A 19,078-nucleotide genomic window follows, 5' to 3' on the forward strand; every position below is an offset into this window, starting at 1 on the left:
CCGGATTCAGGCGTCGTCGTCCGACGGAACCACCACGAGGAAGGCGTCCGACTCCAGGTCCATCACGACGGTGGCGGGCTCGCCCTCGGCGCGGCAGCGTGCCGCGTACTCCTCCGCCGGCCACGATCCGCGCGGGGCTCCCGCCGGGAACCGCTCCAACACCTTCGCGCTGATCGCCGTAGACATGCTCGCTGCCCTCCGCTGTCCCGCGCCGCCCGCCGGGCGACGTCGATCGGTCACTGCCGTATCCCTCCGGTTGCCCGCGATCCGCCCGGACATGTACCGCCCGGTAGGAGTCCACACCCCCGCACAACCCCTACACATAAAGGAAAAATAAGAGCAGAATGTGCTTACGCGGCGCTTACCGCATACCCCACCAGACGCGGTCGCCCTGTAAGACGAAGGAGACGAGTCATGGCCAACGTCTCGCCCACCAGAGGTGACATCACCAGCCACCCTGATGCCTCCGAGATGCGGGATCGGTACGCCCGCATGCTCGGTGGACGCGATGTGGCGCTCGTGGACGGACCGGTGTTCCTACTGGGTCTGTACTGCGCGGCCTCCCCGTGGATAGTCCATTACACGACCAGTCAGCCGCCGCTCGTGACGCACAACCTGATCATGGGGATCGCGATCGGTCTGCTGGCGCTCGGGTTCACTCGTGCTCCGGAGCGTATGTACGGGCTGAGCTGGGCCATGTGCGCCCTCGGGGTGTGGATGATCATCTCGCCGTGGATCGTCGGCGAGAGCCCGGACGCCGGGGTCGTGTGGAACAACATCATCATCGGTGCACTGGCCCTGCTCCTGGGCATGGTGTGCGCCGGCACGGCGGCGAAGGCCTCCCCGAGGCCGTAGCCCCCGTCGGAAGGGAAACGAAGGCCGGTCCGCGCTCCCGGACCGGCCCTTTCGCGTCCGCGTCCGCGACGCCAGCGGTCACGCGGCGCGGAACCCGGAGTGTCCCGGCCGCCAGGGGGCAGACGCACTGCAGCGGGGGTCCTGAGGAGGAGGGGCGGAGATGGAAGTCGACGGCATCATCAGTGCCATCGTGATCGGCATCGTCATCGGCGTCCTGGGCCGGCTCGTGGTCCCGGGCCGTCAGCGCATCGGAATTCTGTGGACGATCGTCGTCGGCATCATCGCCGCGCTGATCGGCTCCGCACTGGCCGGCGCGTTCGGCGTGGCCGACACCAAGGGTGTGGACTGGGTCGAATGGCTCATCCAGATCGGCCTCGCCGCGCTCGGCGTCGCCGCGCTGGACCGTTCGAAGGCAGGCCGCTGACGGCGTAGCGAGCGACGGCGTATCGACAGTACGTGCGCGACACCGGCGTCACACCAGACGTCGCACCAGGAGTCACCTGGCACCCGGTGTGCCGCGGCCCGGCGGCCCCGGCACACCGGAGCCGGACCCGGCCGGTGCTCCCCCGGCGTCAACGGCCCGCCGACCGCATCGCGGCGAGCCCCTCGACGCTGGACGCGTAGCGCGGAGTCCAGCCCAGTTCGTGTTCCGCCTTGGCGCAGGACACCCGCAGCCGCGACGCCATCACGGTGTGCGCGTACGACATGGGCTTCATCAGCCACAGCGGCACGGTCATCGGCTTCGGCAGTCCGAACGCCCGGGCCACGCTCTCGATGTGGGCGCGGAAGCCGAGCGGCGTCCGGTCCGCGATGTTGTACGCCTGTCCCGGCCGGCCGTGCTCGACGGCGGCGGCCACCGCGCGGGCGGCATCGGTGAGCTCCACCCGCGGCAGCACCCGGTCATGGTCGCCGGGCATGGGCAGCTGCCGCCTGCGCAGCAGCGGCAGCAGGGTGTCGGTGCCGCCGGGGCCGTAGAACAGGCCGAAGCGGAGTGCGACGCCCTCCAGTGCCTCCGACTCGAAGGTGAGCCGCTCCTTGGTCCGCATGGCGGCGATGTGCTGCTCCAGCCGCGGTGTCCTGCCGAGCGGGCCGAAGGGGTCGTCCTCGGTGAGCGGGCGGTCGCCGTGGTCCCCGTAGCCGTAGCCGAAGACCATCGACTCCGCGACGAAGCGGCGGGCACCGGTCACGCGGGCGGCCTCGACGAGGTGGGCCGTGCCCTGGGTGCGCAGCGCGTCGGTGGTGTCCATGTCGCGGTCGCGCATCGGGGGCTTGCGCAGGGCGGTCGCGGCGTGGATCACGGTGTCGAAGTGATGTCCGTCGACGGCGCGCAGCAGCGCGTCGCGATCCGTGAGGTCGGCGCGGATGCCGTTGCCCCGGCTCCGGCCGAGTCCGGTGACCTTGTGGCCCGCCTCGGTGAGCGCGTGGGTGATGTGCCGGCCGAGGACACCGCTCGCGCCGGCGAGGAGGATGCTCTGGTGCTTCTGGATCGTCGTCATGACCATGCGACGGAGCGGACGGGTGCGGATGTGACATCCGACGACGACCGGGCGGCGCGCTGTGCTGTGGGGCCGTACGCCCGCCCGCCGTACAGTCCTGCTGATCACTTCGTCACGAGGAAGGGCCCGGCACCATGGTCGTGAAGGACACGGAACTGCCTCACCTGCGCCGCTGCGTGGAGCTCGCGGCGGAGGCACTGGACGCCGGGGACGAACCGTTCGGTTCGGTTCTGGTGGGGCGGGACGGCACGGTTCTCGCCGAGGACCGCAACCGCGTGGCCTCGGGCGACCGCACCCGGCACCCCGAGTTCGAGCTGGCCCGCTGGTCGGCCGCCCACCTCACGCCCGAGGAGCGTGCGGCGGCCACGGTCTACACCTCCGGCGAGCACTGCCCGATGTGCGCCGCCGCGCACGCCTGGGTCGGTCTGGGCCGCGTCGCCTACGTCGCCTCGTCCGAGCAACTCGTCGCCTGGCTGGGCGAGTTGGGCATCCCCGCGCCACCGGTGCGGCCACTCCCCGTGCGCGAGGTCGCACCCGGTGTGATCGTGGACGGTCCGGTGCCCGAACTGACGGAACGGATCCGGGATTTGCATGTGCGGTTCCATTGCGGGCGCGGCTGATCCACCCCTGGATTCCCCGGCCCGCCCGAGATGCGGGGCCGCACGAGCGAATCTACGATCGAATTCAACTGGACCAGGCGTCACGCCCGGCTGTCCGAGCGATTCCCGCTGCGGCTGAAGGGCTGAACGGCCATGACGACGCACAACGACGACGTGGACTGGGATCGCTGGCCGGTCGCGGACTACCTCGCGGAGAACTACCGCGAGGTGCATCCTTCGGACGCGGCGATCATCAGGCACCACAGCGCCTTCTACCGGCGCTTCCCGCCCGGCGGCATCGACCGCTCGGTGGAGTTCGGGGCGGGCCCCAACCTCTATCCGCTGATCCTCGCGTCCGCCGCGTGCCGCAGGATCGACGCCGTGGAAGCGGGGGCGAGCAGTGTCGCCTATCTCCAGGAACAGATCTGTCACCGCCTCGACGCGAGCTGGCTCCCCTTCCACGAGCTGTGCCGGAAGCTCAATCCCGACGTGCCGGCGACCCTGGCCGGGGCGCTGGCTCCGGTGAACGTCGTCCACGCCGACGTCCGGACCCTGCCGCCCGGCTTCTACGAACTCGCCTCCATGCACTTCGTCGCCGAGGGCGCCACGGAGGACTTCGCCGAGTTCGCCGACTTCTGCCGCACCTTCGTCCGCACGGTCACGCCCGGCGGCCACCTGGTCGCCGCCTTCATGGAGAACCTGCCGACCTACCGCATCGGCCCGGCGTCCCACTGGCCGGGCTGCCCGGTGAACCCGACGACGGTCACGGAGGTCTTCACCCCTCTGACCCACGACCTGGACGTCACCCACATCGACACCGACCGCACTCAGCCGGACCACGGCGACTCCGGGATGGTGCTGCTCACGGGGGTGGCGGAGCCGGTCTGACGACACGGGCCGCCGAGGCCGCCCAGGACGTCGCCGCTCCCGGTGCGGAAGCGGCGACGTATCGCCGTCTCGGCGGCGCCGTAGGGGCGGCCCGCCCGGCGGGTTCCCGCCCCAGAGCATCACGACGTGCCACCAGTCGGCAAAGCAGCCGGGACGCCCCGGCGACCGGGCCCGGACAGTTCGGTGTCGCCTGCCACCGAGCGGCAGGGCCGCGAGGGCGCCGCCCCTTCGACCCCGGGGATCGGCATCGCGTGCGGATGCCCGGCGGGACCGCCGCCAGGGCTCCGTCGCGTCAGCGGCGCTGCGAGCCCTCTGTCGCCGGGCGGAACCGTCGGCGCAGCACCACTCCCCCGAGCACCAGCGCCGCGCTCGCCGCGACGGCCGGCAGGGTGTGGTCCGAGCCTGTGTGGGCGAGGGCGCCCGTGGCCTGCGGAGCGGAATGCGGGGCAGGGGCGGGGTCGGGGGCAGGATGGGCCCGGGGCGGGACGGACGGCTTCGGGGCCGCCGGCTTCGGTGGGTGGTGGGGGCGGACCGGCCGGCCCCCGGGGGTGTTCGAGGACTCGTTGCCGGTCGCCGCGTTGCCGATGCCGACCACGTTCACGCTGTTGCCGGTGACGTTGACCGGGACATCGACCGGCAGCTGTACGCCGTTGCCGGAGACCACACCCGGTGAATCCTTTCCGCTGCTCTCGGCGACCGCACCGCCGGGCTTGTCCGGCCGGCCGGCCCGCCCGTCGCCCTTGTTCGCGCAGCTGTTGCCCGCGGCGGGGTTCAGGACCCCCACCACGTTCACCGTGTTCCCGCACACGTTCACCGGGACATGCACCGGCAGCTGAACGGTGTTGCCGGAGACCACTCCGGGCGAACCGGCCGCCGATCCGTCCGCCGCGGAGTCCGCGTACGCGGGACCGGCCATGGCCATCGCGCCCGAGGCGGCGGCGACGGCGATCACACCGTTTCGGGTAACCCGTCTCATAGGTTCCCTGCCTTCCAGACATCGTCGCGGGCACTCGCCCGCACGGGATAGAACGCGGGGCGCGCGATCCGAGTTATGGCTTATCGGCCTTTCACTCCATCGAGCGGCCCGGTTGTCGAACTAGCGGTAAAGCCCTTCGTATGCGGCACGGAGCGGTGCGCCCCGAGCCACTTCCAGCCGCCGTACCCGCCCGGAGGCGGCGCTTCCGGGGCCCGCTTATGGTGAGCGAGGGCGCCGGTTCCCGGTCCGCTGTGGGGCGCCCCTGGAGGCATTCATGCTGGCCAAGCTGTCCACGCACCTCTCGATCCGGCGCTGCGCGGTCACCGGCGTGGCCGGGCTGGCCCTGCTGGGCGCGGGCCTGCCGGCGGCCGACGACCCCCCGCCCGGCCTGACACGCTTCTACGACCAGAAGGTCACGTGGTCGCCGTGCGAGGGCGTGGACATGCCCAAGGACCTGCAGTGTGGCAAGGTCACCGTCCCGCTCGACTACGCCAGACCCGAGAAGGGGACTCTCGATCTCGCCGTGGCCCGCTACCGGGCCACGGGCAAGTCCCGGGGCTCGGTGCTGCTGAACTTCGGCGGACCGGGCGTCCCGGGCGTGACCCAACTCGCCCTCGGCGGCAAACACTTCATGGGCCTGACGAACGGCTACGACGTCGTCGGCTTCGACCCTCGCGGCGTCGGCCGCTCCGCACCGGTGAGCTGCGGAAACGCCTCCAACGGCGCACTGGACGCGACAGACGGGAACGCCGAGGTCGCCGATCCGCAGGCCGTGCTCGAGAAGCTGCGCGCGGCGGCGGCCGAGTGCGCCGAGCACTCGGGACCCATCCTGCGCCACATGGGCACGGTGAACGCCGCCCGCGACCTGGACGTCATGCGCGACGCGCTCGGCGACGACAAGCTCAACTACCTGGGCTTCTCGTACGGCAGCCGGCTCGGGGCGGTGTACTCGGCCCGGTTCCCGGAGAACGTCGGCAGGGTGGCGCTGGACGGCGTGGACACGCTGACCGAGCCGTTGTCCGAGCAGGGCATGGTGAGCGCCAGGGGGCTGCAGACCGCGCTGGAGAACTTCCTGACCTGGTGCACGGAGGACATCGCCTGCCCGTTCGGTCAGGATCCGCGAAAGGCCAGGGAAGGCGTCGTCCAGGTGGTCCAGTCGCTCGACGAGGACCCGGTGCCGACGGACTTCGGCGAGGCGTTCTCCGGCCAGGACTTCGCGGGCGCGCTCGGGCAGGGCCTCTACAGCAGGGAGCTGTGGCCCTTGCTGCAGCGCGCGGTCGCCCAGCTGCTCGAGGAGGGCGACACACGCGGCCTGGAGACCTTCGCGTCCGGAGGTGTCACGCTCCCGCCGCTGCGGGGCAAGCACCGCGGCCTCGTCGACCCGGACGACGTGCCCCTGGACAACCTGCCGGCGGCTCTGATGGCGGTCAACTGCGCGGACGATCCCGACCGCCCCGCCGCCGCGCAGGTCACCAAGGACCTCGGGCGGCTGCGCGCCCGGTACGAGCAGGCGTCACCGGTCTTCGGCAGGTACCGGCTCACCCAGGTGCTGCTCTGCTACGGCCGCCCCAAGGGCACCGACTTCATCCGCGACGAGGTCAAGGACGTCGACACGCCGAGGATGCTGCTCGTCGGAACCCGGGGCGACCCCGCCACGCCGTACCGCTGGACGGTGGAGACGGCCGAGCGGCTCGGCTCGTCGGCCGTGGTGCTCGACAACCGGGGCGAGGGCCACACCGGCTACGGGTCCTCCAAGTGCGTGCACGGCAAGGTCGACGCCTTCCTGCTGTACGGCACCCTCCCGCCGGACGGCAGCTCCTGCGGATCCGACCACGACACCGAGTGAGTCGCCACCCCCACTCGAACCGGCGAACCGATTGCCCCAAATGCCCCAATCGCGAATCGGCTCTATCGTGCTGTCATGGAGCACGTTCTGAGTCCCGCGACCCTTGCCGAGCTGCGGCGCCCGCGCCCTTACCCCGCGGTCTCCGTGCTGACGCCGACCCACCGGCGCGAGCCCTACAACGCCCAGGACCAGGTCCGGCTGCGCAATGTCGTGGCCGAGGCCAAGAGGCAACTGGAGGTCGACCCCGCCGTCACCCGGGAACGCCGGGCCGAGGTCGCCCGGCACCTCGACCGGGCCCTGTCCGAGGTCGATCTCACGCACACCGAGGACGGCCTGGTGATCTTCGCGGCCCCCGGCGAGCACCAGGTGTGGTCGCTCGCCCGGTCCGTACCCGAACGCGTGGTGCTCTCGGACACCTTCCTCACCCGGAACCTGGTCTCCGCCCAGACGGCCGGGCGGCCGTTCTGGGTGCTGTCGCTCGCCGCGGACCGCGTCACGCTGTGGAACGGCGGCGCCGACCGGGTCGTGGAGGCGCGCGTCGGCGGCTTCCCGCTGACCAGGCGGGTGGAGAACTTCGACCCGGAACGGCTGCAGCGGATCGGCGACACGCCGAGCGCCTTCCGGGAGGAACGCACCCGCCAGTTCCTCCGCGAGGCCGACACCGTGATGAACGCCGTCCTGCGCGACCACCCGCGCCGGCTGTACGTCACCGGCGAGCCGGCCGCCCTGTCGCTGATCGACGAGGCCGGCACCACCGCCAGGAGCGCGGTGCACGTTCCGCACGGCGGCCTCGCCCACGGGACCCCCGACACCGTGTGGCAGGCCATGCGGCCGGTGATCGAGGCGGAGGCCCGCCGGAGCACGGACGCCGTGAGCCGGGCCCTCGAAACGGCCCGCGGACGGCGGGAGTTCGCCGCCGGGGTCGACGAACTGTGGCAGAGCGCCCGGGACGGCCGCGTCCGGCTGCTGGCCGTCGAGGAGAACTACCGCGTGACGGTCCGCGACGCCGGGGATCATCTGATCCTCACCGAGAGCGGCGATCTCGACTCCCGCGAGGACATCGTGGACGAGATCGTCGAGCAGTGCCTGGAGACGGGCGCCGACGTCCGCTTCGTACCGGACGGCGCGCTCGGTGAGGCGGACGGCATCGCCGGGGTGCTGCGGTACTGAAGAGCTCGAACGCAGGGCCGTCGAACACACGCATCATCGAGGTGCGACGTCACCCACGAGGCGTCAAATACCCTGTGTAACCTACGACTTGGGCATCCGGGCGGCACACTTCGCACCTACCTCGGAGTAACTCCGCGAGCCTGTGGCATATGCCGGAAGCACCACCGTATCGTGTGTTGCCAAATCCCTTACAGGGCGTCGCGGGCTGTGCGACAGTCGTAACGGTCCCTCCGTCCGCCCTGGTCGTACCGTCCCCGCATCGGAGTGCGTCATGCCGTCCCACCTCTCCGCGGACCGCCCAGCCGCCCAGCCGCCCGGACGCGGCTCGGTCGACGCGCTCATATCGCAGACGCGGCGGCTCAAGGGCGACATGGACGCGGTGCGGCGCGACGCCGAGGGGGACGGATCGGACCACCCGCGGGGTCGCTGGCAGCGCGCCCTGTACGACCTGGCCCTGCACCAGCTCAACGACCTCGACGAGCATCTGGCGCAGCTGCGGGACGGCCCGCCGTCCGCCACGCCCCCGCAGGGCTCGCTGCTCAGCCGGGTCGGCAGCGCCGAGTGGAACCTGCTGACGGACGAGGCCAGTTGGTCCGGGGAGCTCTACCAGATCCTGGGCCGCGACCCCGACGCTCCGCCGCTCACCCTCGACGAGATGCCGTCCCTGGTCCTCGACGAGGACCGGCCGAAGCTGACGGCCATGGTCACGAACTGCCTCGTCGACGCCCGGCCCATCGACGGCGAGTTCCGCATCGCACGCCGGGACGGCGACGTCCGCACCGTGCACATGATGGGCGAACCGGTGCTCGACACTGACGGCAGCACCGCCTCGATGTGGGCCGTGCTGCGGGACGTCAGCGAACTGCGCCGCAGCCAGCGGGTGGTCAGCGAGACCCGTGACTCGCTCCACCACCAGGGGCATGCCGCGCGGACCGAACACCGGCTCGCGGTCGAGTTGCAGGAGGCCGTGCTTCCGCCGTGGCGCGGCTCCCTGCGACTCCCGCACCGGGGCCCGGGGAACCTCGACCTCGCCGCCCACCACCTGCCGGCGTCCACGAACACGCTGATCGGCGGCGACTGGTACGACGCGCTCGAACTGACCGACGGCGAAACGCTGCTGAGCGTCGGCGACCTCACCGGACACGGAGTCGGTGTCACCTCGAACATGACCATGCTGCTCGGCGCCGTACGCGGGATGGCCATGGCCGGCGCCCCGCCGGGCCAGCTGATGGCCTGGCTGAACCAGTTACTCGACGCCACCGTGCAACCCGCCCTCGGCAGTGCCGTCTGCTGCCGCTACCGGACCGGGACCCGCACCCTGGTGTGGGCGCAGGCCGGGCACCCCGCCCCGCTGCTGTTCCGCGACGGGACGGGGCGTGCGCTGAACACACCGGACGGCGTCCTGCTCGGCGCCACCTCGGGCGCCGTCTACGGGCAGGCCGAGGAGACCCTCGAGGTGGGCGACCTGCTGCTCCTGCACACCGACGGGCTGGTACCCGGGCACACCGGAGCGGCGGCCGTGAACCTCCTCCTCGATCTGGCCCCGCGCCTGGCAGGGGACCGCACAGCGGAGGACTGCATAGCGACGGTCGTCCAGGAGTTCGGCGAGAGCGTGCGCGAGGACAACGCCTGTGTGCTCGTCGCCAAGGTCACGGCATAGGAACTCAGGCCCGCGCGCTGTTGCCGCCCCTGCCCTTCGTCTTCGGCAGGGCGAGCTTGATCTCCTCCCGCAGCTCCTGAATCCTCGGATAACCGGCGTACTCTGCGGTGAGCCGGTACATCTCACGCAGCCGGTCCCAGGTGCGGTGGGAGGAGTTCGATCCCATGGACACCAGGGCCAACCGCGCGTACCGGTCCGCCTGTTCGGGGTCGTCCGCGATGAAGCAGGCCGACGCCATCGACAGATAGTCGAAGATCTTCGACCGCTGCCGGCCGTCGATCCGCAGGGCCAGCGCCTTCTCCGCGTAGTGCTGGGCATGCGCGGACGCACCCGGCTCGAACTCGGCGAGCGTGCGGTAGGCCAGGGCCTGCATGCCGTAGAGGTCCTCCTCCTTGAAGGTCTGCATCCAGTCCGGCGGTGGTACGTCGGCCTTGTCGGAGACGAACAGGTCCTCCGCCTGCCCGAGTGTGCGGCGCATGGCCTGGCCCTTGCCCATGGCGGCCTGTGCCCAGGCCTCGATGGTGCAGAGCATCGCCCGGGTGCGGGGCAGTACGTCGTCGCCCGAGCCGGAGGTGGCGAGCCTCATCAGGTCCAGGGCCTCGTCCGGCTTGCCCAGATGGACCATCTGGCGGGCCGCACGGGAGAGTGCCTCACCCGCGCGGGGCCGGTCCCCGCCCTCCCGGGCCGCGTGCGCGGCGATGACGAAGTACTTCTGGGCCGTGGGTTCCAGGCCGACGTCGTGCGACATCCAGCCAGCGAGGACGGCCAGGTTGGCGGCGACGCCCCACAGGCGCCGCTGGAGATGGGGTGGGTGACGGTAGGCGAGCATGCCGCCCACCTCGTTGAGCTGGCCCACCACGGCCTTGCGCTGGAGCCCGCCGCCACGGGCGGCGTCCCAGGCGCGGAACACCTCGACCGAGCGCTCCAGTTCCTCGATCTCCTGCGACCCGATGGGGGCGGCCTCGTAACGGTCGAACCCAGCGGGGTCGGCATGCAGGGACGGATCGAGGTCGGGAGCGTCGACAGCCAGGGCAGGGTCGGTGTGCAGCCAGTCGTACATGGCGCTGCTGAGTGCGGATCCCGCGGCGAGCGCGGCGCCCGCGCCCACCAAGCCGCGTCGGTTGAGCATGAGGTCCATTCCCGTGAATTCGGTGAGGACCGCGGCGGTCCGCTCGGGCGCCCACGGCACACCGTCGGGAGGCTCCGCACTCCCGCCGCCCTGCCGTTTCCCCGCACGCCCGTGCCGGACCAGACCGAGGTCCTCGATGGTCACGACACGGCCGAGACGCTCGGTGAACAGAACCGCCAGCACCCGCGGCACCGGATCGCGCGGGATCTCTCCCGTGTCGATCCAACGCCGCACCCGGGAGGTGTCGGTCGAGAGCTGGGGGTGGCCCATGGCCGCCGCCTGCCGGTTGACCAGCCTCGCGAGTTCGCCCTTCGACCAGCCGGCCAGGCCGAACAGGTCCGAGAGACGGGTGTTGGGTTGTCCGCTCACATCAAGCCCCCAGGTACTCGGCTGAGTTGACAGTAGCCCGGGGAGACTTGCCGGGCGACTATTCGCCAGGGTTCGCCAGGGTTCGCCAGATGGTGTGCCACCGGCCATCCGGTGTCAGGTAGGAACGCGCCACCCCGACCCGGTCGCCGCAGGGACATTCCCCAGGATGCACCCGGGGGTCCGGGCCGGGTGGTGCGCTGTCGTCGCAGGCACACGAAGGGATCTGTCTCGCCCATGTACGCAGCATCGTCCTCCGTGTCCGCACCGCCCAGGTCGCTGCACCCGCGTCCCGCGGACAGCGGCCCCTACCTCGCCCCCGCGCGGCCGGCGGCCCCCGTGCTCGGTGCGGGCAGGGCACGGCGCGGCGCGGTCCTCGGAACCCAACCGCTCAGCGGAAGACTCGACTTGTCCGGCCCCCAGGGCGCGCAGCTGCGCACCGCGATCGCGTCGGTGCACCGCATCTGCCCGGAGTTCGCCCCGGTGCAGGTGCTGCGCCGCAACGGCCGGTCCGTACTCCTGGTCGGTACGACCGGTCGCAACACCGCTGTCGCCAAGTGTTTACTGGACCACTCCCCCGCCTGGTCCGAGCGGATCCATCACGAGATAGCGGCGTACCGCTCGTTCGTCCGGCACCGCCCTCCCGTGCGGGTGCCGAGACTGATCGCGGCGGACCCGGACAACTGCACACTGGTGATCGAGCGGATGCCCGGGCGGGTGGCGGCGCTCCAGCGGCATCCGGCCGAGGCGCCGCCGCGGGCGGACATCAGAGCCGCGCTGGGCGCGATCTGCCGGCTGAACGCCTGGCGGCCGCCGGCGGGCACGTTCGACGCCCCGCTCGACTACGCGGCACGGATCTCGCGGTACCACGAGCTGGGCCTGCTCACCGACCGGGACCTGGGCGATCTGCAGAAGCTGCTGCACGGCATCGCGCAGGCGGCCGGGCGGCAGGGAATGGGCCAGTTCTGCCACGGCGACGCACTGCTGTCGAACATCCTCCTGTCACCAGCCGGTCCAGTGCTGGTGGACTGGGAGCACGCGGGCTGGTACCTGCCGGGCTACGACCTGGCGACGCTGTGGTCGGTGCTCGGGGACGCACCGGTGGCCCGTCGCCAGATCAGTCAGATCGCCCAGTCGGCGGGCCCCGCTTCGAGGGACGCCTTCCTGGTGAACCTGATGCTGGTGCTGACCCGTGAGATCCGTACGTACGAGACGGCCGTGCAGCGTTCGATGCACGACGCGGCCCCGGCGGCACCGGGCCCGGCCCATCCTGGTGCTGCGCCGTCCGGCGAGGAGCAGCGCCTGCTGCTGCGGCGGCTGCACGACGACTGCCAGCTGGCCCGGCGGGCCGTGCGCGCGGCGGTCGGCACTCGCTGACGGGGACGAAGCGGCCGCTGTGCGCCTGGGGAGGCGCGCAGCGGCCCTTTCGTGTGTGGCGTTCAGCCGTCGGCTCAGCCCTGCTGGAACAGTTCAGCGGGCAGGGGCTTGAGAAGGGCGTACAGGTCGTCCGTGATGGGGCGGTCCCAGGCGGCGATGGTCACCAGGACGTTGTCGCTGCGGTCGAACTGCACGCAGGAGATCCGGCCCTCGGAGAGCTTGACGCGGCGCACGATCAGGAGGTTGTCGCCCTGCATCACCGGCACGTCCTCGGTGCTGACGACGGTGACCTCCTCGTCGTTCTCCAGCGCCAGCAGCAGCTGGGCGACCTCGAAGGGGACCTGCCCCTCGGGGACCTCGCGCGCCGGGGAGCCCTCGGGCAGATTGCCGATGATCATCGCGGGGCCGCGGCCGCCGAACAGGTCGTAGCGCAGGAAGACGCCCTGGCAGGTGCCGTCGGGGGCGGGCAGCAGTCCCGCACCGAGGTTGCCGGGCCAGTCGCCCGGGTCCATGGCCAGTACGTCGAAGTCAGGCCCGGCGGGAGTGGCGCTGCGGCGGCGGAGGAACGACATGTCGCCAATGGTACGTGCCCCGGCCTGCGAAGTGCCGGGCGGGCGGCGGCCCGGTCGGCCCGCGACAGGGCCTCAAGTCGTCGCCCGGTGCCGTTGGTGGTGGCGGGCGACCCGGGCACGGTTTCCGCAGGACGGATTGCACCACTCCTGGCGCGGGTGCTCCTTGAGGAAGTACCGCACGCAGCGCGGTGCGTGGCAGGCTCGCAGCCGGTCGCGGTCGGGGCTCGCGAGGAACGCGATCACGGCGTGCGCGAGGGTTGCCGTCAGGTCGTCGGCTCCGTGTACCGGCCGCTGGTGGACGACGGGTCCGGCCTCCCTGGGCCAGTGCAGGACCGGCACGGTGGGGGTGCGGGCGGCTGCCTCGTTGAGGTGCCGCACGGCCTCGGTCTCGGGCGGGAGGCGGGCCGCGTCCGCGGGGCTGGGTTCGCCGGGGCGCACGGCGCGGGCGAAGAGCGCGCGGGTGGCGGCACGCAGCTCGCGGACGGCGGCGAGCCGCGCGGCGTCCGCGGCGAACCCCTCGGTGTCCGGCAGGACCTCGGCGTGAGCGCGGACCCAGGTGGTCAGGCCTTCCGGGTCGGTCAGATCGTCGGCGACGCCGCCGTCGCCGTCGTGCCGGATGGTGAGGGCCAGGTCCAGGGCGAGCCGGGCGTCCCTGCTGATCGGTTCCCGCATGGGGCTAATGATAGGCCTGTCGGTATCCATTACAGCGAGGTCAGTCCTCCGGCGGCGCCGGCGGGACCACCGCGACGGGGCTCGCGGCGTGCAGCAGGACGGCGTGGGTGACCGAGCCCATCATGCGGGCGGGTGCCAGCAGGTGCCGGCGGTGCCGGCCCACCACGACGAGGTCGGCGTCCCGGGAGGCCGCCACGAGGTGTCCGGCCGCGTCCCCGGCCGCGGCGAGCGGCTCGGCCGGGACGTCGGGGTGCCGTTCGCGATAGGGGGCGAGGAAACCCTCGGCGAGGACCCGGGCCTCGTCCTCGATGACGTCCTGGTCGACCACCGGCGGGGGCATCTCCCCGGGCATCATCCAGGGCTGCGCGGGCCACGGGTAGGCGGCGACCGCCTGGAGCCGCGCGCCGCGCCGGGCGGCCTCGGCGAAGGCGAACTCGAGCGTGGCCTCGTCGGGGCCGTCCACCTTCAGGCCGACGACGACGCGCGAGCCGGGGCCCTCGGATGTCTCGTCCCGCACGTCGCCCGCGGCCCGGGGCACCACGACGACGGGGCACTCGGCGTCGCGGGCGGCGGCCATGCCGTTGGAGCCGAGCAGCAGGCTGGCGAAGCCGCCGCGGCCCCGGGAGCCCAGTACCAGCAGCTGGGCGGAAGCGCCCAGTTCGGGCAGGACGGCGCTGACCGCGCCCTCCAGTGCGACGTACTCCGTGTCCGGCAGCTCGGCGCGTCCTTCCAGGCGGGTGCGGACCCGGTCGAGGACGGGGTCGTCCTGTGGGTCCGCCGGCCCGGCGGCGAGGATCTCGGGCTGTGCCCAGTGGGCGTACTGGCGTACGTGGACCACGCGCAGGGGCGCCGAACGCCGGCGGGCGGCGTCGAGGGCCCACTCCAGGGCGCGCAGGCTGTCGTCCGAACCGTCGACCGCCGCGATGACCGGCAGGATGCTCACGGGTTCCTCACCTCCGGGTTACGACCGTCCCTTTTGGGGGCCAGCCTGGCTCAGGCGCCGGCCCCGGGAGGATGTCTCGGGTCGCGTGTCCGGAAATGCGGGTGCGACACCCCCGGATCGGCCGTCGGATCACGGCCGTCCGGGACGGCTCACCCGGCCCGCGTCACGTGAGGTCGAACTCCCCTTCCCGCGCTCCCGACACGAACGCGCCCCACTCGTCGGGCGTGAAGATCAGGGAGGGGCTTTCCGGGCGGCCACTGTTCCGCATGGCGATGAAGCCCTCCACGAAGGCGATCTGGACATCCCCCACGCCACGGCTGCTGGACTGCCAGTCGGCGTTGGTGAGGTCCAGCTCCGGCTTGTCCCAGCCCATGAGCGGGCGCTGCTGGGTGGTGGTCTCGGCCACGTCCGTGCTCCTCCCGATTCGTCGTCCGCGGCCAGCCTAGCGATCGTGCCCCACGGCCAACAGGGCACGTGAGGGGGACCTTTCAGGAGTCGTTCCGGGAGTCGTTTCAGGACTCGGGGGGCTGTGCTCCCACGAGCCACATCGAGAAGAACTGCGATCCGCCGCCGTAGGCGTGTCCGAGGACCTTGCGGGCACCGTCCACCTGGTGTTCCCCGGCCTGTCCGCGCACCTGGAGCGCCGCCTCCGCGAAGCGGATCATGCCGGAGGCGCCGATCGGGTTGGTGGACAGGACGCCGCCCGACATGTTGACGGGCAGGTCACCGTCCAGTTCGGTCACGCCTGCCTCGGTGAGCTTCCAGCCCTCGCCCTCGCCGGCGAAGCCGAGGTTCTCCAGCCACATCGGCTCGTACCAGGAGAAGGGCACGTAGATCTCGGCGCCGTCGATCTCGCGGCGCGGGTCGGTGATCCCGGCCTGCCGGTAGACGTCGGCGGCGCAGTCCTGGCCGGCCTGCGGGGAGACGAAGTCCTTGCCGGCGAAGAGGGTCGGTTCGCTGCGCATCGCGCCGCCGAGCATCCAGGCGGGCGGCCTGGGTGCCCGGGCGGCTCCGGCGCGGTCGGTGAGGATCATGGCGCAGGCGCCGTCGGAGGAGGGGCAGGTCTCCGAGTAGCGGACCGGGTCCCAGAGCATGGGCGAGGCCGTCACCCTCTCCAGGGTGATGTCGTGTTCGTGCAGGTGGGCGTAGGGATTCTTCAGCGCGTTGCGCCGGTCCTTGTAGGCGACGAGGGCGCCGATCGTCTCGGGTGCGCCGCTGCGTCGCATGTACGCGCGGATGTGCGGGGCGAAGAAGCCGCCGGCCCCGGCCAGCAGGGGCTGCTGGAAGGGGATGGGCAGGGACAGGCCCCACATGGCGTTCGACTCGGACTGTTTTTCGAAGGCGAGGGTGAGGACGGTGCCGTGGACGCGGGCCGCGACGAGGTTCGCGGCGACGAGCGCGGTGGAGCCGCCGACCGACCCGGCGGTGTGCACACGGAGCATGGGTTTGCCGACGGCTCCGAGCGCGTCGGCGAGGTAGAGCTCGGGCATCATGACGCCCTCGAAGAAGTCGGGCGCCTTGCCGATCACGACGGCGTCGATGTCGGCCCAGGTCAGCTCGGCGTCGTCGAGCGCGCGTCGTGCCGCCTCCCGGACCAGCCCGGCGATCGACAGGTCCCGGCGTGCCGCGACGTGCTTGGTCTGGCCGATGCCGACGACGGCCACGGGCTCCTTGCTCATCGGGGCTCCCCTTCGAGTACGGCGACCAGGTTCTGCTGCAGGCAGGGGCCGGAGGTGGCGTGGGCGAGGGCGCGGTCGGACTCGCCGCGGTGGATGCGGGCGGCGGCCTCTCCGAGGCGGATGAGGCCGGCGGCCATGATCGGGTTGGCGGCGAGCGCTCCGCCGGAGGGGTTGACGTGGACGCCGTCGTCGAGCCGGAGGGCCTTGCGCAGGACGATCTCCTGCGCGGTGAACGGCGCGTGCAGCTCGGCGGTGTCGACGGGCCGTTCGAAGGCGCCGGCCCGCTCGGCGGCCAGGCGGGTGGACGGCGAGTCGGTCAGGTCGCGCACGCCGAGGCCGTGTGCCTCGATGCGGTGGTCGATGCCCCGGATCCAGGCGGGGCGGGCGCACAGGTCACGCGCCCGGTCCCCGGCCGCCAGGATCACGGCGGCGGCCCCGTCGCCGATGGGTGGGCAGTCACCGGTGCGCAGGGGCCGTACCAGGTACTCCCCCTGCTCCACGGCCCCCTTGAGCTGCGCGTACGGGTTGGCCGAGGCCGCCTCCCGGTTGCGGGCGGCGACGGCCGCGAGGGCGGGCTCGTCGGTGTCGCCGGCGTCGATGAGGGCCTGGGCCTGGAGGGCGGCGAGCGCCACGGAGTCGGGCCACAGGGGTGCCACGTAGTACGGGTCGAGCTGGCGGGTGAGCACGTCGCGGACCGGGCCGGGCGAGGACTTGCCGTAGGAGTAGACCAGGGCGGTGTCGGCGTCGCCGGTGAGGAGCTTGGTCCAGGCCTCGTACAGGGCCCACGCGCCGTCCATCTCGACATGGGACTCGGAGATCGGCGGCCAGGCGCCGACGCCGTCGAGGGCGAGCGTGAAGGAGAAGGCGCGGCCGGCGAGGTAGTCGCTGGAGCCGGAGCAGGTGAAGTCGATGTCGGCGGCCTTCAGGCCGGTGCGGTCGAGGACCTCGTGCAGCACCGGCATGAGCATCTCCACCTCGGAGAGCTCCTCGCTGGTGCGCCGGTGGGCGGTCTGGGCGAAGGCGACGACGGCGATCTCGCGGCTTCGCGGTGCGCTCGTCACAGCAGCTCCTTGTAGGTGTCGTAGTCCGCGTCGGGCTCGCCCGTGGGCCGGTAGTGGTCGGGGTAGCGGGCGCCCTCCGTCCACACGGGTTCGACCCGCAGCCCCATGCGGACCTCGTCGTAGGGGATGCCGCCGATCCGGCCGTGCAGCGCGAGGCCGGCGCCGTCGAGGGCGATGTGGGCGTAGACGTAGGGCACCTCTATGTCGAGGTTCTTCGCCTTGATGTTGACGATGCAGAACGTGGTGACGGTGCCGCGGGGACCCACCTCGACTTGTTCGGATGTGGCCACACCACATGTGGGGCACGCACCCCTCGGCGGGACGTACACCTTGCGGCAGGACGGGCAGCGTTCGCCGACGGTCCGCCGCCCGGCGAGGGCGTTGATGTAGGCGGTCTGGGCGCGGCCGGGTGAGTAGGTGTAGTCGAGGCGGGCGGCGGCGACTATGCCGGTGACGGGATCGTCGAACTCGCCGGTGTGTCCAGTGGGTTGTGCGGGATCGCCGTCGTACGGCTCGAAGCAGGCGATGTCCGTGATGGCTCCGGTGCGCTCCTCCGCCCAGCGGACACGGACGCGCATGCCGGTGTGCACGGCGTCGGGGCCCGGGGCGTCGAGGGCGTGCAGAAGGGCGGTGCCGGCGCCGTCGAGGCGGATCAGGGCCCAGGCGAAGGGGGTGGTGAGGGGCTGGCCGCGGCGTGGGTCGTGGTTCCAGGCCCAGGTGGTGACCGTGCCGGTGGGGGCGACCTCGACGAGGTCGCGGTTCTCCTCGGCGGTGACGGGGTCGTACTCGACCGGCGGGACGAGAACGCGGCCGTCGCTCGCGCGTACCCCCAGCACGACGCGTTCGCGCAGGCCGGTCAGGAAGGCGCTCTGGACGGGGCCGAGGGAGCGGGTGAAGGGGAATTCGACGACGAGGGGGGCTTTGAGGACTTCGGGCATGCCGGAGGGCTCCTTCGGTCAGGCGCGCTTGTAGACGGGCGGTCGTTTCTCCGCGAAGGCGCGGGCGCCCTCCTTGGCGTCGGCGGTGTCGAACACCGGCCAGCCCCGGGTGAGTTCGGCCGCGAGGCCGTCGGACTCGGTCATCTCCGCGGTCTCGTAGACGGAGGCCTTGACGGCTTCGACGGCCAGCGGGCCGCAGGAGTTGATCTGTTCGGCGATCTCCAGTGCCTTCGCGAGCGCGGTGCCGTCGGGGACGACGTGGCCGACCAGGCCGATGGCGGCGGCCTCGGAGGCGCTGTAGGGGCGGCCCGTGAGGAGCATCTCCAGGGCGTGGGTGCGCGGGATCTGGCGTTGCAGCCGGACCGTGGAGCCGCCGATGGGGAACAGGCCCCGCTTCACCTCGAACAGGCCGAAGGTCGCCGATTCACCCGCGACGCGGATGTCGGTGCCCTGGAGCAGCTCGGTACCGCCCGCGACGCAGTACCCCTCGACGGCGGCGATCACCGGCTTGCGGGGGCGATGATGGCGCAGCATCGCCTTCCAGTGCAGGTCGGGGTCGGCCTTGAGCCGGTCGCGGTACTCCTCGCCGGCCATGCCGTTCCCCGCGAGCGCCTTGAGGTCCATGCCCGAGCAGAACGAGCCTCCCGCGCCGGTGAAGACGATCGATCGGACCGAGTCGTCCGCGTCGGCCTCGAGCCAGCCGTCGTGGAGGCCGACGAGCATCGGCAGCGAGAGCGCGTTCCTCGCCTCCGGCCTGTTGAGCGTGAGCACCAGTGTGGCGCCTTCGCGCTGCACGGTGAGGTGTTCCGTCCCACCCATGGCCAACTCCCCTCTCGAAGAACGAGAACAGG

Annotated in this window: 20 protein-coding genes; 8 read left to right on the forward strand and 12 right to left on the reverse strand. The window is 72.1% G+C overall.

Annotated features, from left to right (window positions below):
* Positions 1-6: 6 nt before the first annotated feature.
* A complete protein-coding gene (locus tag AC07DF_RS33325; protein ID WP_189725354.1) occupies positions 7-186 on the reverse strand; it encodes a hypothetical protein in 180 nt (59 codons plus the stop codon).
* Positions 187-414: 228 nt separating this feature from the next.
* Between AC07DF_RS33325 and AC07DF_RS33330 the strand changes: the two genes are divergently transcribed.
* Both AC07DF_RS33330 and AC07DF_RS33335 read left to right on the forward strand, forming a co-directional pair.
* Positions 415-855, forward strand: a complete 441-nt coding sequence (locus tag AC07DF_RS33330) for an SPW repeat protein (protein ID WP_478979867.1) — start codon at positions 415-417, stop codon at positions 853-855.
* 160 nt (positions 856-1,015) lie between these two features.
* On the forward strand, positions 1,016-1,279 hold the full coding sequence (locus AC07DF_RS33335; RefSeq protein ID WP_184595905.1) for a GlsB/YeaQ/YmgE family stress response membrane protein: 264 nt from the start codon (positions 1,016-1,018) through the stop codon (positions 1,277-1,279).
* 148 nt (positions 1,280-1,427) lie between these two features.
* Here AC07DF_RS33335 and AC07DF_RS33340 read toward each other — a convergent pair whose 3' ends face one another.
* Entirely contained in the window at positions 1,428-2,351 is a 924-nt protein-coding gene (locus AC07DF_RS33340) for an NAD-dependent epimerase/dehydratase family protein (protein WP_478980212.1), read from the reverse strand.
* Positions 2,352-2,485: 134 nt separating this feature from the next.
* Between AC07DF_RS33340 and AC07DF_RS33345 the strand changes: the two genes are divergently transcribed.
* Both AC07DF_RS33345 and AC07DF_RS33350 read left to right on the forward strand, forming a co-directional pair.
* Positions 2,486-2,971 carry a nucleoside deaminase gene (locus AC07DF_RS33345; RefSeq protein ID WP_478979870.1) on the forward strand — a complete coding sequence of 162 codons (486 nt, stop codon included), beginning with the start codon at positions 2,486-2,488 and terminating at the stop codon, positions 2,969-2,971.
* A 132-nt stretch (positions 2,972-3,103) separates the two neighbouring features.
* Positions 3,104-3,838, forward strand: coding sequence for a class I SAM-dependent methyltransferase (locus AC07DF_RS33350; RefSeq protein WP_478979872.1), 735 nt, complete (start codon positions 3,104-3,106; stop codon positions 3,836-3,838).
* A gap of 292 nt (positions 3,839-4,130) precedes the next feature.
* Here AC07DF_RS33350 and AC07DF_RS33355 read toward each other — a convergent pair whose 3' ends face one another.
* Positions 4,131-4,814 (reverse strand): chaplin, encoded by a 684-nt coding sequence (locus AC07DF_RS33355; protein WP_478979874.1) that lies wholly within the window; start codon positions 4,812-4,814, stop codon positions 4,131-4,133.
* A gap of 274 nt (positions 4,815-5,088) precedes the next feature.
* Between AC07DF_RS33355 and AC07DF_RS33360 the strand changes: the two genes are divergently transcribed.
* The 3 genes from AC07DF_RS33360 to AC07DF_RS33370 all read left to right on the forward strand — a co-directional run bounded on the left by AC07DF_RS33360 (position 5,089) and on the right by AC07DF_RS33370 (position 9,490).
* The gene (locus AC07DF_RS33360; RefSeq protein WP_478979876.1) at positions 5,089-6,660 is read left to right on the forward strand and encodes an alpha/beta fold hydrolase; all 1,572 of its coding nucleotides are present in this window, start codon (positions 5,089-5,091) and stop codon (positions 6,658-6,660) included.
* Positions 6,661-6,735: 75 nt separating this feature from the next.
* A complete protein-coding gene (locus AC07DF_RS33365; protein WP_478979878.1) occupies positions 6,736-7,830 on the forward strand; it encodes a baeRF3 domain-containing protein in 1,095 nt (364 codons plus the stop codon).
* Between the two features lie 271 nt (positions 7,831-8,101).
* Positions 8,102-9,490: a PP2C family protein-serine/threonine phosphatase gene (locus AC07DF_RS33370; RefSeq protein ID WP_478979880.1), complete on the forward strand. Its 1,389-nt coding sequence runs from the start codon at positions 8,102-8,104 to the stop codon at positions 9,488-9,490.
* Positions 9,491-9,494: 4 nt separating this feature from the next.
* Here the strand turns inward: AC07DF_RS33370 and AC07DF_RS33375 are convergent, their stop codons facing one another.
* Positions 9,495-10,988, reverse strand: a complete 1,494-nt coding sequence (locus tag AC07DF_RS33375; protein WP_454363662.1) for a DNA-binding protein NsdB — start codon at positions 10,986-10,988, stop codon at positions 9,495-9,497.
* Between the two features lie 234 nt (positions 10,989-11,222).
* Here AC07DF_RS33375 and AC07DF_RS33380 point away from each other — a divergent pair, with 234 nt between their 5' ends.
* A complete protein-coding gene (locus AC07DF_RS33380; protein WP_399014674.1) occupies positions 11,223-12,362 on the forward strand; it encodes an aminoglycoside phosphotransferase family protein in 1,140 nt (379 codons plus the stop codon).
* A gap of 74 nt (positions 12,363-12,436) precedes the next feature.
* Here the strand turns inward: AC07DF_RS33380 and AC07DF_RS33385 are convergent, their stop codons facing one another.
* The 8 genes from AC07DF_RS33385 to AC07DF_RS33420 all read right to left on the reverse strand — a co-directional run bounded on the left by AC07DF_RS33385 (position 12,437) and on the right by AC07DF_RS33420 (position 19,046).
* A complete protein-coding gene (locus AC07DF_RS33385; protein WP_003987988.1) occupies positions 12,437-12,934 on the reverse strand; it encodes a glycosyltransferase family protein in 498 nt (165 codons plus the stop codon).
* Positions 12,935-13,006: 72 nt separating this feature from the next.
* Positions 13,007-13,606, reverse strand: a complete 600-nt coding sequence (locus AC07DF_RS33390; protein ID WP_478979883.1) for a CGNR zinc finger domain-containing protein — start codon at positions 13,604-13,606, stop codon at positions 13,007-13,009.
* A 40-nt stretch (positions 13,607-13,646) separates the two neighbouring features.
* Positions 13,647-14,549, reverse strand: a complete 903-nt coding sequence (locus tag AC07DF_RS33395; protein WP_478979885.1) for a universal stress protein — start codon at positions 14,547-14,549, stop codon at positions 13,647-13,649.
* Positions 14,550-14,712: 163 nt separating this feature from the next.
* Positions 14,713-14,955 (reverse strand): DUF397 domain-containing protein, encoded by a 243-nt coding sequence (locus AC07DF_RS33400; RefSeq protein ID WP_215123856.1) that lies wholly within the window; start codon positions 14,953-14,955, stop codon positions 14,713-14,715.
* A gap of 106 nt (positions 14,956-15,061) precedes the next feature.
* Positions 15,062-16,228 (reverse strand): thiolase domain-containing protein, encoded by a 1,167-nt coding sequence (locus AC07DF_RS33405; protein ID WP_478979888.1) that lies wholly within the window; start codon positions 16,226-16,228, stop codon positions 15,062-15,064.
* Positions 16,225-17,289 (reverse strand): thiolase domain-containing protein, encoded by a 1,065-nt coding sequence (locus AC07DF_RS33410; RefSeq protein ID WP_478979890.1) that lies wholly within the window; start codon positions 17,287-17,289, stop codon positions 16,225-16,227. The genes AC07DF_RS33405 and AC07DF_RS33410 overlap by 4 nt, the downstream gene beginning before the upstream one ends.
* Positions 17,286-18,227, reverse strand: coding sequence for a Zn-ribbon domain-containing OB-fold protein (locus AC07DF_RS33415; protein ID WP_478979892.1), 942 nt, complete (start codon positions 18,225-18,227; stop codon positions 17,286-17,288). Before AC07DF_RS33415 ends, AC07DF_RS33410 begins: the two co-directional genes overlap by 4 nt.
* An 18-nt stretch (positions 18,228-18,245) precedes the next feature.
* Positions 18,246-19,046 carry a crotonase/enoyl-CoA hydratase family protein gene (locus tag AC07DF_RS33420; RefSeq protein WP_478979894.1) on the reverse strand — a complete coding sequence of 267 codons (801 nt, stop codon included), beginning with the start codon at positions 19,044-19,046 and terminating at the stop codon, positions 18,246-18,248.
* Between the last annotated feature and the right edge of the window lie 32 nt (positions 19,047-19,078).

Source organism: Streptomyces sp. NPDC044719, from assembly GCF_056433405.1.

Bases quoted from the DNA above. Each gene is read 5' to 3' on its own strand.
- AC07DF_RS33415 (WP_478979892.1), bottom strand. From the start codon at position 18,227: ATGCCCGAAGTCCTCAAAGCCCCCCTCGTCGTCGAATTCCCCTTCACC.
- AC07DF_RS33345 (WP_478979870.1), top strand. From the start codon at position 2,486: ATGGTCGTGAAGGACACGGAACTGCCTCACCTGCGCCGCTGCGTGGAG.
- AC07DF_RS33405 (WP_478979888.1), bottom strand. From the start codon at position 16,228: ATGAGCAAGGAGCCCGTGGCCGTCGTCGGCATCGGCCAGACCAAGCAC.
- AC07DF_RS33360 (WP_478979876.1), top strand. From the start codon at position 5,089: ATGCTGGCCAAGCTGTCCACGCACCTCTCGATCCGGCGCTGCGCGGTC.
- AC07DF_RS33340 (WP_478980212.1), bottom strand. From the start codon at position 2,351: ATGACGACGATCCAGAAGCACCAGAGCATCCTCCTCGCCGGCGCGAGC.
- AC07DF_RS33355 (WP_478979874.1), bottom strand. From the start codon at position 4,814: ATGAGACGGGTTACCCGAAACGGTGTGATCGCCGTCGCCGCCGCCTCG.
- AC07DF_RS33365 (WP_478979878.1), top strand. From the start codon at position 6,736: ATGGAGCACGTTCTGAGTCCCGCGACCCTTGCCGAGCTGCGGCGCCCG.
- AC07DF_RS33335 (WP_184595905.1), top strand. From the start codon at position 1,016: ATGGAAGTCGACGGCATCATCAGTGCCATCGTGATCGGCATCGTCATC.
- AC07DF_RS33325 (WP_189725354.1), bottom strand. From the start codon at position 186: ATGTCTACGGCGATCAGCGCGAAGGTGTTGGAGCGGTTCCCGGCGGGA.
- AC07DF_RS33420 (WP_478979894.1), bottom strand. From the start codon at position 19,046: ATGGGTGGGACGGAACACCTCACCGTGCAGCGCGAAGGCGCCACACTG.
- AC07DF_RS33390 (WP_478979883.1), bottom strand. From the start codon at position 13,606: ATGCGGGAACCGATCAGCAGGGACGCCCGGCTCGCCCTGGACCTGGCC.
- AC07DF_RS33350 (WP_478979872.1), top strand. From the start codon at position 3,104: ATGACGACGCACAACGACGACGTGGACTGGGATCGCTGGCCGGTCGCG.
- AC07DF_RS33330 (WP_478979867.1), top strand. From the start codon at position 415: ATGGCCAACGTCTCGCCCACCAGAGGTGACATCACCAGCCACCCTGAT.
- AC07DF_RS33370 (WP_478979880.1), top strand. From the start codon at position 8,102: ATGCCGTCCCACCTCTCCGCGGACCGCCCAGCCGCCCAGCCGCCCGGA.
- AC07DF_RS33385 (WP_003987988.1), bottom strand. From the start codon at position 12,934: ATGTCGTTCCTCCGCCGCCGCAGCGCCACTCCCGCCGGGCCTGACTTC.
- AC07DF_RS33380 (WP_399014674.1), top strand. From the start codon at position 11,223: ATGTACGCAGCATCGTCCTCCGTGTCCGCACCGCCCAGGTCGCTGCAC.